The organism is Pseudomonas entomophila L48 (assembly GCF_000026105.1).
Lineage (GTDB): Bacteria > Pseudomonadota > Gammaproteobacteria > Pseudomonadales > Pseudomonadaceae > Aquipseudomonas > Aquipseudomonas entomophila.
Window position 1 is genome coordinate 2,705,084 of the sequence record NC_008027.1, and the last position, 14,332, is coordinate 2,719,415.

13 protein-coding genes are annotated in these 14,332 nt (G+C 59.6%); 10 read left to right on the top strand and 3 right to left on the bottom strand.

From position 1 onward, the window contains the following. Window positions 1–48 precede the first annotated feature (48 nt). Both PSEEN_RS12025 and PSEEN_RS12030 read left to right on the top strand, forming a co-directional pair. The gene (locus PSEEN_RS12025; protein WP_011533785.1) at window positions 49–1,824 is read left to right on the top strand and encodes a monovalent cation:proton antiporter-2 (CPA2) family protein; all 1,776 of its coding nucleotides are present in this window, start codon (window positions 49–51) and stop codon (window positions 1,822–1,824) included. Next, window positions 1,821–2,363, top strand: a complete 543-nt coding sequence (locus PSEEN_RS12030; protein WP_011533786.1) for a DUF924 family protein — start codon at window positions 1,821–1,823, stop codon at window positions 2,361–2,363. The genes PSEEN_RS12025 and PSEEN_RS12030 overlap by 4 nt, the downstream gene beginning before the upstream one ends. A gap of 424 nt (window positions 2,364–2,787) precedes the next feature. Here the strand turns inward: PSEEN_RS12030 and PSEEN_RS26135 are convergent, their stop codons facing one another. Further along, window positions 2,788–3,750, bottom strand: a complete 963-nt coding sequence (locus tag PSEEN_RS26135) for a LysR substrate-binding domain-containing protein (protein ID WP_011533787.1) — start codon at window positions 3,748–3,750, stop codon at window positions 2,788–2,790. A 142-nt stretch (window positions 3,751–3,892) separates the two neighbouring features. On the opposite strand from PSEEN_RS26135, the gene gtdA reads away from it, so the two are divergent. From gtdA to PSEEN_RS12060, 4 genes are all read left to right on the top strand, one after another. Next, the gene (gene gtdA, locus PSEEN_RS12045; RefSeq protein WP_011533788.1) at window positions 3,893–4,948 is read left to right on the top strand and encodes a gentisate 1,2-dioxygenase; all 1,056 of its coding nucleotides are present in this window, start codon (window positions 3,893–3,895) and stop codon (window positions 4,946–4,948) included. Window positions 4,949–4,965: 17 nt separating this feature from the next. Then, window positions 4,966–5,664, top strand: a complete 699-nt coding sequence (locus tag PSEEN_RS12050; RefSeq protein WP_011533789.1) for a fumarylacetoacetate hydrolase family protein — start codon at window positions 4,966–4,968, stop codon at window positions 5,662–5,664. 367 nt (window positions 5,665–6,031) lie between these two features. Beyond that, on the top strand, window positions 6,032–6,673 hold the full coding sequence (gene maiA / locus PSEEN_RS12055; protein WP_011533790.1) for a maleylacetoacetate isomerase: 642 nt from the start codon (window positions 6,032–6,034) through the stop codon (window positions 6,671–6,673). Between the two features lie 36 nt (window positions 6,674–6,709). Beyond that, window positions 6,710–7,924, top strand: a complete 1,215-nt coding sequence (locus tag PSEEN_RS12060) for a 3-hydroxybenzoate 6-monooxygenase (RefSeq protein ID WP_011533791.1) — start codon at window positions 6,710–6,712, stop codon at window positions 7,922–7,924. A gap of 253 nt (window positions 7,925–8,177) precedes the next feature. Here the strand turns inward: PSEEN_RS12060 and PSEEN_RS12065 are convergent, their stop codons facing one another. Together PSEEN_RS12065 and PSEEN_RS12070 are read right to left on the bottom strand one after the other, a co-directional pair. Further along, window positions 8,178–8,594 carry a hypothetical protein gene (locus PSEEN_RS12065; RefSeq protein ID WP_011533792.1) on the bottom strand — a complete coding sequence of 139 codons (417 nt, stop codon included), beginning with the start codon at window positions 8,592–8,594 and terminating at the stop codon, window positions 8,178–8,180. Between the two features lie 450 nt (window positions 8,595–9,044). Continuing rightward, on the bottom strand, window positions 9,045–9,959 hold the full coding sequence (locus tag PSEEN_RS12070; protein WP_011533794.1) for a LysR family transcriptional regulator: 915 nt from the start codon (window positions 9,957–9,959) through the stop codon (window positions 9,045–9,047). Window positions 9,960–10,061: 102 nt separating this feature from the next. Between PSEEN_RS12070 and PSEEN_RS12075 the strand changes: the two genes are divergently transcribed. The 4 genes from PSEEN_RS12075 (at window position 10,062) to hutH (ending at window position 14,322) form a co-directional block, all read left to right on the top strand. Next, window positions 10,062–11,030, top strand: coding sequence for an ABC transporter substrate-binding protein (locus tag PSEEN_RS12075; RefSeq protein ID WP_011533795.1), 969 nt, complete (start codon window positions 10,062–10,064; stop codon window positions 11,028–11,030). 74 nt (window positions 11,031–11,104) lie between these two features. Then, entirely contained in the window at window positions 11,105–11,956 is an 852-nt protein-coding gene (locus tag PSEEN_RS12080; RefSeq protein ID WP_011533796.1) for an ABC transporter permease, read from the top strand. After that, window positions 11,953–12,786, top strand: a complete 834-nt coding sequence (locus tag PSEEN_RS12085) for a quaternary amine ABC transporter ATP-binding protein (RefSeq protein ID WP_011533797.1) — start codon at window positions 11,953–11,955, stop codon at window positions 12,784–12,786. The genes PSEEN_RS12080 and PSEEN_RS12085 overlap by 4 nt, the downstream gene beginning before the upstream one ends. A 12-nt stretch (window positions 12,787–12,798) precedes the next feature. Beyond that, window positions 12,799–14,322, top strand: coding sequence for a histidine ammonia-lyase (gene hutH / locus PSEEN_RS12090; protein WP_011533798.1), 1,524 nt, complete (start codon window positions 12,799–12,801; stop codon window positions 14,320–14,322). Window positions 14,323–14,332 lie beyond the last annotated feature (10 nt).

Here is a 14,332-nt window from a genome sequence, read left to right on the forward strand (position 1 = left end):
GATCAGCGTGCCCACCAGTGCGGTACGCTACTGTTGGGGTGGAGTATTATGACCGGCGAATCCGTTTCACAGACTGCCGAAACGGCGGTCCATCAGGGGTTCGGCCTGCTACCCGTGGTCGTGCTGTTGGGAGCTGCGGTGATCGCCGTACCGCTGTTCAAACGTCTGGGGCTGGGTTCAGTACTGGGCTATCTGGCGGCCGGGGTAGTTATCGGGCCATTCGGCCTGGGCTTTTTCGACGACACCCACTCGATCCTACAGGTCGCGGAACTGGGGGTGGTGATGTTCCTCTTCATCATCGGCCTGGAGATGCAACCGTCGCGCCTACTGTCGATTCGCGGGGATATCTTTGGGCTTGGCTTGGCGCAGGTTCTGGTCTGTATCGGGCTGCTCACCTGCGTCGGGCTGCTGCTCGGCTACCCGACTGCGCAAAGCTTCGTCGCCGGCACAGGCTTCGTGCTTACCTCCACCGCGATCGTCATGCAGATGCTGCAGGAGCGTCGACTGTTGGGGCAGCCCAAGGGGCGGCGGATCGTTGCTGTCCTGCTGCTCGAAGACCTAGCCATCGTTCCGCTCCTGGCGCTGGTCGCCTTTCTCGCGCCGGGGGGCGAGCAGATCAGCCAGGGCGGTCGCTGGATCGAAGTCACCACTGGGGTAGGTGCCATTGTCGGCCTGTTGGTGGCGGGGCGCTACCTGCTCGATCCGCTGTTCCGCGTGCTGGGTAAGGCGAAGGCTCGTGAAGTAATGACAGCGGCAGCCCTGTTCGTCGTGCTAGGGGCGGCATTGCTCATGCAGTGGGGCGGGTTATCCATGGCCATGGGCGCGTTCTTGGCCGGGGTATTGCTGTCTGAATCGTCTTTTCGCCACCAGTTGGAGGCCGATGTCGAGCCATTTCGCGGCATTCTTTTGGGGTTGTTCTTCCTTGGCGTGGGCATGTCGCTTGATGCCGGCATCGTGGCGGGCAACTGGCGGCTGATTGCGGTGTCCGTGCTGGCCTACATGGTGTTGAAGATGCTTGGCATCTTCTTGGTTGCCCGACTGATGGGGGCCGGCAACCGCGAGGCTCTGGAGCGGGCGGTATTGATGGCCCAGGGCGGAGAATTCGCTTTCGTGCTGTACGCCGCCGCCATGGCGGTGGGGCTGATCGATCGGCACGGCAATGCCATCCTGACGGCGACCATCATCCTGTCCATGGCGCTTACTCCGATCCTAGTGATGGCCCATGACCGCTTGATGCCCAAGGTTTCTCCGTCGCTGGAAGGCGTCGAGCCTCCGGACAACCTCACTGCCAGCGTGCTGCTGATCGGTTTTGGGCGGTTTGGGCAAATTGTCAGCCAGCCACTGCTTAGTCATGGCTGTTCGATCTCGATTATTGAGACTGACCCAGATGCCATCCGCGATGCCGGTGATTTTGGCTTCAAGGTGCACTACGGTGATGGAGCTCGCCTGGATATTCTCCAGGTTGCGGGAGCGGCGAATGCACGGCTGATCATCGTCGCCGTTGATGATCGCGAGGCCAGCCTGAAGATTGCCGAACTGGTTCATACCAGCTTCTCGCAGGTCCCGTTGCTGGCACGTTCGTTCGACCGGGAGCATGCCATCGAACTGCTTAATGCAGGCGCTACCTGGCAAGTCCGGGAAACTTTCGAGTCGGCGCTAACACTGAGCGAGCACGCCCTGGAGCTGATGGAAACGCCGGAGCAAATGCGCCGTCAGATTATGGACGACGTGCGGCGTCGTGACGCCGAGCGCTTCGCCCTGGAAACGGCGCAAGGAATCTACGCTGGGCGCAGCCTGATCCATGGCAACCGGAGTGCACCATGAATTCCCCAGGTACCGAGTTGATAGACTTCTGGCGACGGGCTGGAGACCAAGGTCTATGGTTCGCTAAGCAGGCCTCGTTTGATCGAGCCTTCCGACGACGTTTCCTCAATCTGCACCTGGCCGTTGTGGACCGGCATTACGATGACTGGATCGAAACGCCACTTGGCGCGCTGGGATTGCTATTGCTGACTGACCAGTTCCCCCGCAATGCTTTTCGCGGTTCCGCACGGATGTATGCCACTGATCCACTGGCTCGACATTTTGCTCTCCAGGCCCTGGAGGCTGGACACATGCCTCACGTTGACGCGCCGTTGCGCGTGTTCTTCTGCCTACCATTCGCCCATTCCGAGGATCTAGCCGACCAAGCGCTGTCGATACAGTTGAACAAGCAACTCGGTCAACCCTGGCTGGCGCATGCCGAAGGACATCGCGACATCATTCGCCGTTTCGGGCGATTTCCTCATAGGAACGCGATTCTAGGCAGGATCTCGACCCAAGAAGAAGAGCGTTTTCTTCAGAGAGGCGGTTTTGGCGGTTGACTGCGATCTGTCGACCTGCCTGAGCGTGAGCTTATAAGTTGCTGACAAGTGTCAGCCATGGACATGATTTCCTGATGAGTGGGTGACGAGGTCCATGCTGCTTTTAGGCTGTTGGAGGCGCAGTGTTAAGCTGCAAGCGGACCACAACACCTCCTAATGGCGCCCTTGGCAGCGCCCCACTTGGCCGAAGGCACCAGTGATCCTGTCGGTAACTGGGAATAGCTTCGACTGGACAATTGATTGAGTCGGCCACCTGTACTATTGACGGCGCCATACCAACGAGGTCGCCATGATTGAGTATGCGTAAACCAAGAGACTGTAATTAAATACACCGGGTAAATCGGAAATGACTGTTGGATCAAGGGATAATCAGGCCGGCCATTGCCATGCAGCGATAGTCATCGGCCAGATCGACACGAGCCCTTCAACTTGGATCATGGCCGATTTCGCTCGCGGCTGGTGCTGCCCGACGGATCGGATACTGCGCTGCCTCGCGCAGGCTATCGAGAAGATCCAGGACGGCGCTATCAGGATGAGCTTCGTCACGCCAGCACATACCTATTGCGCCCTCTACATCCAGCTCGAAGTCCAGGCGTCGCACCAAGCCTCGAGTATGGAAATGCTCAGCAACTCGACCGGACACAGCGGATAGCATGTCGCTGTTTTGCATCAGCCAAAGGTTGGCCATCAGCGAAGATGATTCCACTCTGCAAGGCAGCGGCTTGAGACCAGCATTAGTTAGAGCTGCATCCAGGCGGTTGCGTATCGGCGACCCCGGTGGCCACAGCAGCCACTCATATTCGTAGAGATCGTGCCAAGCCAAATCATGGCGCTGCAACAGCGGATGTCCTTGTCTTCCTACCACTTGCATAGGTTCACGGAAGAGCATCTCACTGTTGAGATCATGACTGGGATGGTAGTTGTCGATCCGTCCTACCACCACATCCAGATGTCCAAGTCTCAAACGCTCGAGCAGCACGTCCATGGTGCTTTCCTGAAGCGAAATCTGTGCCTTGGGATGTCGCTTGAGGAAGTACAGGATGGCATCAGGCACAAGACTGGGGGCCGCCGCTGGAGATGTGCCGATTGCGACGCTGTGAGTGTTGCCTTCACGCAGCGCATCCAGATTCGATTGCGCCCGCTCCATTTCGCTAAGGATGCGTCGCGCATGGTTCACCAGCATGGCGCCTTCGGTGGTTGGGCGTAGCCCACGAGCGAGCCGTTCGAACAAGAGTGTTCCCGCATCCTCCTCAAGATCCTTCAAGAACTTTGAGAGTCCCGGCTGGGTGGTGAACGCCCGACGCGCCGTATCGCTGAGGTTTCCTGTTTCTGCAAGGGTGACTAACAGCTGGAGGTGGCGTGGGCGTAAGCGTCGAGTCCAATGCATGCTGGATCCCCATCAATATTTTTGTATGGATGCATATGAAAATATCATTTTTTTTGTATATGGAGTGAGCGTTTAATCGCATCGTCATAGGGGATTAATTGATGCCGTTAGCCCCAAATCACAGCCCACCATAGGTGAAGCGATGAATAACAAAGACAACATCGGCTCGGCCCGCGCCGACTTTTATCAACGCATTGGCACTCAGGCCTTGTTCCCCCTATGGGAACAATTGCATAACCTGGTGCCGGCGCAGCCCACCACTTCGTGCGTGCCCGCACTCTGGCGCTTTAGTGAAGTGCGCCCGTACCTCATGGAAGCCGGCCAGTTGATCAGCGCCGAAGAAGCTGTGCGCCGGGTGCTGGTGTTGGAGAACCCGGGCATCCGTGGCCAGGCGTCGATTACCCCGAGCCTATACGCCGGCCTGCAGTTGATCCTGCCAGGCGAGATCGCTCCAAGCCATCGTCACAGCCAGTCGGCCATGCGTTTCGTGATCGAAGGCAAGGGCGCCTACACGGCGGTGGATGGTGAGCGCACTACGATGCACCCCGGCGACTTCATCATTACCCCGTCCATGACCTGGCACGACCACGGAAACCCCAGTGAAGCAGAGGGTGGTGAGCCGGTGATCTGGCTCGATGGTCTAGACATTCCCACCGTACGTTTCTATGGCGCCGGTTTTGCCGAAAACTACCCCGAAGTGGTGCAGCCCGTCAGCCGGCCAGAGGGTAATAGTCTGGCCCGCTATGGCGCCAACATGCTACCGCTGCGTCACGAAGTGCAGGGCACCACGTCACCGATTTTCAGCTACCCCTATGCAAGTACCCGCGAAGCGCTGGCCACCCTCAAGCAGCAAGGCGAAGTGGATGCCTGGGACGGCGTGAAACTGCGCTATGTCAACCCAGCCACTGGCGGCTGGGCCATGCCCACCATCGGCACCTGCATGCAGTTGCTGCCGCGCGGCTTCGTCGGCAAGACGGCTCGTTGCACCGACGCCACCGTGTACTCGGTGGTCGAGGGCCGTGGCCGCGCCATTATTGGCTCGCAGACCTTCCACTTCGAACCCAAGGATACTTTCGTGGTGCCGAGCTGGGCGCCGTTGAGTCTGCTGGCCGACGACGAGTGTGTGCTGTTCAGTTATTCCGATCGGCCGGTTCAGGAGGCTCTCGGCCTGCTGCGTGAGACCCGCGAAGACCATTGATCCAAGGAACCCCTGCCATGACCTACCTGTTCGAACCTGCCGCCGTCACTAGCCTGTCGATTGTCGGCAGCGCCAAGCGCTTTCCGGTACGCCGTGTGTACTGCGTGGGCCGCAACTACGCGGCTCACGCCCGTGAAATGGGCTTCGACCCCGACCGCGAGCCGCCCTTCTTCTTCTGCAAGCCAGCTGATGCCGTGGTGCCGGTGGCAGATGGCCAAACTCTGGAGCTGCCCTACCCGGAAGAAACCAGCAACTTCCACTACGAAATCGAGCTTGTCGCGGCCATCGGCAAGGGCGGCCGCGACATCCCGTTGGAGCAGGCTAACGATCACGTGTTCGGCTACGCCGTGGGTCTGGACATGACCCGCCGCGACCTGCAGATGAAAATGCGTGAAATGGGCCGGCCGTGGGAAATCGGCAAGGCCTTCGACGCCTCCGCGCCGATCGCTGCGTTGTACCCGGCCAGCCAGGTCGGCCACCCGGCCCAGGGGGCCATCTGGCTGAAAGTCGAAGGCCAGGACCACCAGCGCAGTGACATCGACCAACTGATCTGGTCGGTGCCGGAAATCATTGCCTATCTGTCACGCTTCTTTGAGCTGCAGCCGGGTGACCTGATCATGACCGGCACTCCGGAAGGCGTCGGTCCGGTTGTGGCCGGCGAGCTGATGGTGGGCGGCGTCAATGGACTGGGCGAGCTGCACGTCCTTGTCGTCTGATTGCCTCGGGGTCGGCATGGTCGACCCTTTCCTCCTTTACCCTGGGCGCGGTCATGGGGGATGGGCTGTAGCTTCAGTGGCTTCGCAGTTTGAGGCAACGCCCTGGCTGCCGCCCATTACCTCGCCAGCAGCCGTGCCACAGGCGTCAGCTGTGCACACGGATTAGGTCGAATCGGTTCGATCTGCGGCACCTTCGCTGGCACATTCCTGATGGGGGCCGGACTGCCCTTCGAGATGTGTTCGCAGTGTTGATGCTGCCCGCCGTCGTAGCGGCGGTGGCGATCCTTTTCAATTCAATAGCGTGCAGGCGGGAGCTCAGCTGCGCGCAAAAGCACCGATTCCACTCTGAAGAACCAGGATGACTGCCATGCAGCTTTACAGCTTTTTCAACAGTTCCACCTCTTACCGCGTGCGCATTGCCTTGGCGCTCAAGGGGCTCGAGGTGGATTACCACGGCGTCAACTTGCGCGCTGGCGCACAGCGGCAGGCGCAGTACCGTGAACTCAGCCCAATAGGCGGTGTGCCGGTATTGGTTAGTGACGATGGCATCAGCCTGACTCAGTCGCTGGCGATTATCGACTACCTCGATGCGCTGTACCCGCAGGTACCGCTGGTGCCTAAAGAATGGCTGGTTCGCGCGCGGGTACTGGAAGTCGCACAACTCATCGCCTGCGATATCCACCCACTGAACAACGTGCGTGTTTTGGGTTATCTGCAAAGCGTGCTGAAAGCCGGCGCTGAGGAAAAGGACCGCTGGTACGCACACTGGGTTGCTGAAGGCCTGTCCGCCCTCGACGCCCTGTTGCAGCGCCACGGTAGCGGCCCGTATTGCTTCGGTGAGGAGCCGACCCTGGCTGACTGCTGCCTGGTGCCCCAGGTGGCCAACGCCGAGCGGATGGGGTGCGACTTGAGAGCCTATCCCCGGGTGATGGCCGTCTACAGCCATTGCCAAACCCAGCCTGCCTTCCAGCGCGCAGCCCCTGGCCAGCAACCTGATTTCATTCATTAAGCAGTAAAGGCTTAGGTCTGAACGGAGATCCGAATCATGACTGAAAAAAAACAACAAAAAATCATTATCGTCGGCGGTGGCATTGGTGGACTGGCTGCAGCCCAAGCCCTCACCGCCCAGGGTATAGAGGTTCTCTTACTTGAGCAGGCCGACCATATTGGTGAGATTGGCGCCGGAATCCAGCTTGGCCCCAATGCCTATGCTGCGTTGGATGCCTTGGGCGTCGGACACGCAGCGCGAAACCGCTCGGTCTTTACCGACCAGCTGATCATGATGGACGCCATCGATGCCAAAGAGGTAGGACGCATCGAAGTAGGTGCGCGTTTCCGCCAACGCTTCGGTAACCCCTACGGTGTGATCCATCGCGCCGATATTCACTTGTCGATTTTGGAAGCAGTCCAGCAGAACCCACTGATCCGCTTCCAGACCTCGACTCGCATCGTCAGCATGGAGATGGACGATCATGGCGTGATTCTGACTGACTGCAAGGGCAACCGGTACCAAGCCGATGCTGTAGTAGGATGTGATGGCGTGAAATCAGTAATCCGCGAGCGTACGGTGGGCGACCAGGCTCGGGTCACCGGTCATGTGGTTTATCGCGCAGTGGTGGATGTCGAAAACATGCCCAAAGATCTTCGGGTCAACGCCCCAATGCTGTGGGCGGGGCCACGTTGCCACCTGGTTCACTACCCGCTGCGCGGTGGCAAACAGTACAACTTGGTGGTGACTTTCCACAGCCGCAATGAAGAACAGTGGGGCGTCACTGACGGTAGCAAGGAAGAAGTGCTCTCATACTTCGAGGGTATACACGAGCGCCCGCATCAAATGCTTGACCGACCAACCTCATGGCGCCGCTGGGCCACTGCCGACCGTGATCCTGTGGAGCAGTGGGGTGAAGGGTGTGCGACCCTCCTTGGCGATGCTGCTCATCCGATGACCCAGTACCTAGCCCAAGGGGCGTGCATGGCGCTGGAAGATGCAGTAGTGCTGGGTCAGGCGGTCAAGGCTTGCGAGCATGACCTGCAGGCTGCATTCCGGCTGTACGAGTCGATCCGTATTCCACGTACGGCGCGGGTTTTGTGGTCTGCGCGAGAAATGGGGCGTCTGTACCATGCAAAAGGGGTCGAGCGTTTGGTGCGTAACCAGCTCTGGGCTGGTCGAAGCCAGGACCAATTCTATGATGCTGTTCAGTGGCTGTATGGATGGAACATAGAAAACTGTCTTGAGCATCAGCTTGCAGCGCAAGCTTAGGTTCCGACGCCTCAAAGTCGGTATGCGTTGAGCAAAGCACATTACAGGAATCTAACTGCGAGAAGCGATACAGTAACGCTTGGGGTAGCCACGAGCTGAAGTTGTGATCTTCACCAGGGATGAAAGCAACATATGGATGACCTCATTTCGGCCGTTAAACAGGCGCGTACGGCAGCTTTGGGTTGCAATAAGTCATGCTCGAATGACCGCTTGCGACCCAAAGCGGCCCCAGTGCCTTTCGTCATACTTGACTCTATGTTCTAGCCTTTCGTGACGTCATAAGCGTTTGGCACATAGTCGCCACTTCTGGGATAGCCACAGCCAGCGTGGACAATACCTGATGCATTTCCTGGGCATCTGGAAATGGATATACATCCAGGCTCATGGCAATCCTAAGCTTGCGCGGATCTTGCTGTTCTCTGAGCCACGTCTCGACCTCACGCGTCATTGCCGCACCGTTATCGTTTGTTTGCCAAGCCAACAAATTGAAAAGTTCGGCCACCAGCTCTTCGGGCACTGTTCGGGGTATTTCTGCGAAGAGGCGATTGGCTAGGTCAAGCTCGCCAAATACGCTTACCACGTCATGCACCGCGTCAAACGCCTGGGTGTATTCGGCTACGTTGCGCTCGATATTAATGATGTCGAGCGCTTGTTTTAGCGATGGGTGCATCTAGTCATTCCATGGTGTTGCAGGAGTGTTTGACTATGCGGCCATACAGACCCAAGGCATCGTCAGCGCGTTGAGCCTCGGTGTCACAACATCTCACACCTTAGAGGCAAGCGTTCAGGACGAAAAGAATTATCTTTTTACCTTTTTCAAGCGACCGATTCTGGCCGTTAGGAGCCTATCCTGACGGGCCGCTATGGGTCGAAAGCAGACACTCCTCAGGTGCCAGTCGAGCGCACTTGCCTAGCGCGACCCACTGTCGATCTGGTGCTGCTTGCCAGCCACATGGCGCTCCCCCCCAGGCCCCACGGATGAACATTTCCAAAGAGGTATCTGCGGGTTCATTGCGCCGCTCACCACTGAGTAAGCACTTGCATGGCCGCCAGATCGAGCTCGCCGGGCGTCTCATCTACCCGCCAGCAGTCGTCATGTGACATTCACCCCACCCGTCGTTCATTCGGACGCAAACGACGGTCGCTCCGCGAACCATGCCACCGCCAGCTCCTTGAACGCCTCGGCCGAAGGCGTCAGCGGATAGCGCTGATCATGCGCCAGCACGATGCTGTGGGTTGGCAGTTTCTCCTGAGTCGGCCGACATACCAGCGCTTGACCATCGTAACTACGGTCACCAAATGGCCGGGTATAGATCAGCGCCACGCCAAAGCCATTGGCGACGAGGCTGCGCTGCAACTCAAAGGTGCGCACACGGTGCACAACGGCGGGGGAAAGGTCGTAAAAGCTGAACAGATCCAACACATGCTGCCAACTGTGGACCTGATCGGTGACGACCAGGGTGTATTCGGAGAGCGCCTTGAGGCTGACACGCGACTCTTTGGCCAACGGGTGATCGGCCGACAGCAGCACCTGGGCGGTCAGCTGGCACAGCTGGGTGCAATGCGTGTTCGGCGGTAAACCCAGGTCGTAGGTGATGGCCAGTTCTATCGCGCCCTCACTGAGCCGCTTGCCAACATAATCGAAGCTGCCATCGCGCATATCGACCGTGACCCTGGGGCAGGACTCCTGCATCCGTCGCACGATTTGCGGCAGGCAATAGGGCGCCAGGTCTTCAAAGCAGCCGACCACCAGCTCGCCGACACATTCGCCGGCATTGGCATGGATCTCGGCAAAGGTCTGAGCCTCTGCCAGTACGCGACGGGCCTGGACCATGACGGTACGACCGAATGGGGTCAGCGATATGCCGAGGCCACGTTGGCGTATGAAGATCGATTGGCCCAGCACCTCCTCCAGTTCGGTGATGGCCGCCGAGATGGAAGGTTGTGAAACATGAAGCTCCATGGCGGCAGTGGTCAGGTTTCCGTGCTTGGCCGCTGCGAGCGCGTAGCGAAGCTGCCTGAGTGTGAACTTCATAGGTTTTTCCGTGGTGATGCATCAGGACTTATTATTTTATCCTTTTTTAAGGTTGTGAAATATTTCTCCTGCGCAGTGATCATCTTGTTTGGGAGCTTCACAATGACAATTACAAAGGCTCTGCTGACCACGACACTTTCTCTAGGGCTCTTGGCGTCCGCTGGCGCCAGCCAGGCGGCCGGTTGGTGCGAGTCCGGCAAGCCGGTGAAGTTTGCCGGATTGAACTGGGAAAGCGGGATGCTGCTCACCGAGGTGATGCAGTTCGTGCTGAAAAATGGCTATGGCTGTGACACCGACAGCCTGCCGGGTAACTCCATCTCCATGGAAAACGCCCTGGGCAGCAACGATATCCAGGTTTTCGCCGAGGAGTGGGTAGGGCGCAGCGAGGTCTGGAACAAGGCTGAGGCCGCCGGCAAGGTGGTCGGCGTCGGCTCGCCGGTGGTTGGCGCGGTCGAAGGCTGGTATGTGCCGCGTTATGTGATCGAAGGCGATGCCAAGCGCAAACTCGAAGCCAAGGCACCGAACCTCAAGAGCATCGCCGACCTGGGGCAATACGCCCAGGTGTTCAAGGACCCGGAAGAACCGGACAAGGGGCGTTTCTACAACTGCCCGGCCGGCTGGACCTGCGAGCTGGACAACAGCGAAATGCTCAAGCGCTATGGCCTGGAAAACACTTACACCAACTTCCGCCCGGGCACCGGCCCGGCACTGGATGCCGCCGTGCTGTCGAGTTACAAGCGTGGCGAGCCGATCCTCTTCTACTACTGGTCGCCAACCCCGCTGATGGGCCAGGCCGACCTGGTCAAGCTGGATGAGAAGCCAGGCGTGGATAAATCCGTGACCATCAAGGTGGGTGTGTCGAAGACGTTCCACGAGCAGGCGCCGGAGCTGGTGGCTGTGCTGGAAAAGGTCAACCTGCCGATCGATCTGCTGAACCAGAACCTGGCGCGCATGAGCAGGGATCGTATCGAGTCGGCGGAACTGGCCAAGTTGTTCCTCAAGGAGCACCCCGAAGTTTGGCACCGCTGGGTCAGCGAAGACGCAGCCAAAAAGGTCGATGCGGCACTCTGAGGGTGTGGGCGGGTCCGGCGCCTGCCGGACAGGCCACATAGCAGTCCGCTTCATGCATTGCTCGAGAGAACTCCATGTTTCCCAAAAACTTCACGTTTTCCATTGCCGACTGGGTCAATGGCTGGGTCGACGCGCTGGTCACCAACTACGGTGACGTGTTCCGGCATATTTCCGACACGCTGCTGTGGGCCATCGTCAACCTCGAAGGCTTGCTGCGCGCAACACCCTGGTGGCTGATGCTGGCCATCGTCGGCGGTATTGCCTGGCACGCCACCCGCAGAGCCGTACCCACGGCGGTGATCGTCGGCCTGCTCTTTCTGGTCGGTGCGGTCGGGCTCTGGGACAAGCTGATGCAGACCCTGGCGCTGATGCTGGTAGCCACGCTGATCTCGGTCCTGGTCGGCATCCCGCTGGGTATCCTGTCGGCGCGCAACGATCGCCTGCGGGCGGTGTTGATGCCGCTGCTCGACATCATGCAGACCATGCCCAGCTTCGTGTACCTGATCCCGGTATTGATGCTGTTCGGCCTGGGCAAGGTGCCGGCAATCTTTGCCACCGTCATCTATGCCGCCCCGCCGCTGATTCGCCTGACCGACCTGGGCATTCGCCAGGTGGATGGCGAGGTCATGGAGGCGATCAACGCGTTCGGTGCCAATCGCCTGCAACAACTGTTCGGCGTGCAATTGCCACTGGCGTTGCCGAGCATCATGGCCGGTATCAACCAGACCACCATGATGGCCCTGTCGATGGTGGTCATCGCGTCGATGATCGGTGCCCGTGGCTTGGGTGAAGACGTCCTGGTCGGCATCCAGACCCTCAATGTGGGGCGCGGCCTCGAAGCGGGCCTGGCCATTGTGATCCTGGCGGTTGTGATCGACCGCATTACCCAGGCCTATGGCCGGCCACGGCATGGGGTGGGCAAATGAGCAGCAAGCAGACGATGAACAAGATCGAAGTCAAACATGTGTTCAAGATCTTCGGCGCACGTACCGACGATGCCCTGAAACTGATCCGCCAGAACAACAGCAAAGAGCAGGTCCTGGCCGAAACCGGCTGCGTGGTCGGGGTCAACGACCTCTCGTTGTCCATCGGCAGCGGTGAGATCTTCGTGATCATGGGCCTCTCGGGCTCGGGCAAGTCGACCCTGGTGCGTCACTTCAACCGCCTGATCGACCCTACCAGCGGCCAGATCCTGGTCGATGGCGAGGACATTCTGCAGTACGACATGCAAGCCCTGCGCGAATTCCGCCGGCGCAAGATCAGCATGGTGTTCCAGAGCTTCGGCCTGTTGCCGCACCGCACCGTGCTGGACAACGTCGGCTACGGCCTGAGAGTCCGTGGCGAGAGCAAAACCCTGTGCACGGAGCGTGCGCTGCATTGGATCAACACCGTGGGCCTCAAGGGTTACGAGCGATCGTACCCGCACCAGTTGTCGGGCGGCATGCGCCAGCGCGTGGGCCTGGCGCGTGCCTTGGCTGCCGACACCGACATCATCCTGATGGACGAAGCCTTCAGTGCGCTTGACCCGCTGATTCGCGCCGAAATGCAGGACCAGTTGCTGGAACTGCAAAAGACCCTGCACAAGACCATCGTCTTCATCACCCATGACCTGGACGAAGCGGTGCGCATCGGCAACCGAATTGCCATTCTCAAGGACGGTCGCCTGATCCAGGTCGGCACGCCGAAGGAAATCCTCTACCAGCCTGCGGACGAATACGTCGATCGTTTCGTGCAGCGTCGCGTAGCTTCGCTTTAAGGAACCGCGTGTATGTCGTTTGCCGAAAAAATCATCATCGCCGAGGCGCCCGTTCGCTGGCAGGACGTGGTGGCTGTGGCCCGGCATGGCGCGAAGCTTGAGCTGGCCCCATCGGCCTGGGCGCGGATCGAGAACGCCCAGGCGATTGTCCAGCGCATCGTTTCCAGCGGTGACCGCGCCTATGGCGTCAACACCGGGCTTGGCGCCTTGTGCAATGTCTCGTTGCAGGACGAACAACTCAGCCAGCTTTCGCACAACACCTTGCTCAGCCATGCCTGCGGCGTGGGTGCCGCGCTGTCGGACGAACAGACCCGGGCGATCATGTGCGCGGCGATCATCAACTTCTGCCAGGGCCGTTCCGGCCTTCAGCGCAAGGTGGTCGAGGCGCTGCTGACCCTGCTCAACCAGCACATCACGCCGCAGGTTCCAAAACAGGGGTCGGTGGGGTATCTGACCCACATGGCCCATATCAGCATCAGCTTGCTGGGCGTCGGCCAGGTCAGCTATCGCGGCCAGATCGTGCCGGCGCAGCAAGCCTTGGCCGAGGTCGGCCTGGCGCCGATCAAACTGGGGGCCAAGGATGGTCTGTGCCTGGTCAACGGCACCCCTTGCATGACCGGCCTGAGCTGCCTGTCTCTGGATGACGCCACCCGTTTGAGCCAATGGGCGGACGTGATCGGCGCCATGAGCTTCGAGGCCCTGCGCGGCCAACTCGATGCCTTCGACCCTGAAATCATCGCGCTCAAACCCCACCCCGGCATGCAGCGTGTGGGCAGCAATTTGCGTCGCCTGCTGGACGGTAGTGAAATCATTGCCAGCAGCCAGGGCATTCGCACCCAGGACGCCTTGAGCATTCGCTCGATCCCGCAGGTTCATGGCGCCGCGCGCGATCAGTTGGAACACGCGGCAAGGCAGATCGAAACCGAACTCAACTCCACGACCGACAACCCGATGCTGCTGGGTACACCCGACGCATATCGGGTGGTTTCCCAAGCGAATCCGCACGGCCAGTCCGTGGCCATGGCGGCCGATTTGCTAGCCATCGCGGTGGCCGAGATCGGGGCGATTGCCGAGCGTCGACTCGATCGCCTGATAAACCCGTTGGTCAGTGGTTTGCCGGCCTTTCTGGTCAGTCAACCGGGTGTGAACTCGGGGATGATGATTGTCCAGTACGTGGCCGCTTCACTCTGTGCCGAAAACCGTCAGCTGGCCCAGCCGGCCGTCATCGACAACTACGTTACCTCCGGCCTGCAGGAGGATCATCTGAGCATGGGCACCAATGCCGGGTTGAAGCTGCACCGCGCCCTGGAGAACTGTACGCAGATCCTCGCCATCGAGTACCTGTTGGCGGCCCAGGCATTCGAGTTCCTCAAGGAGCAGCGCTTTGGTGCAGGCACCCACGTTGCCTGGCGGCTGTTGCGCGAACGGGTCCCGGCCTATGCCCAGGACCGTTGGCTGGCCCCGGATATCGCCAGCAGTGCATCGATCCTGAAGGACCCTGGCCTGCTTGGCGCTGCCTTCCCCGAGCTGCTGTGACGGGTGCGGC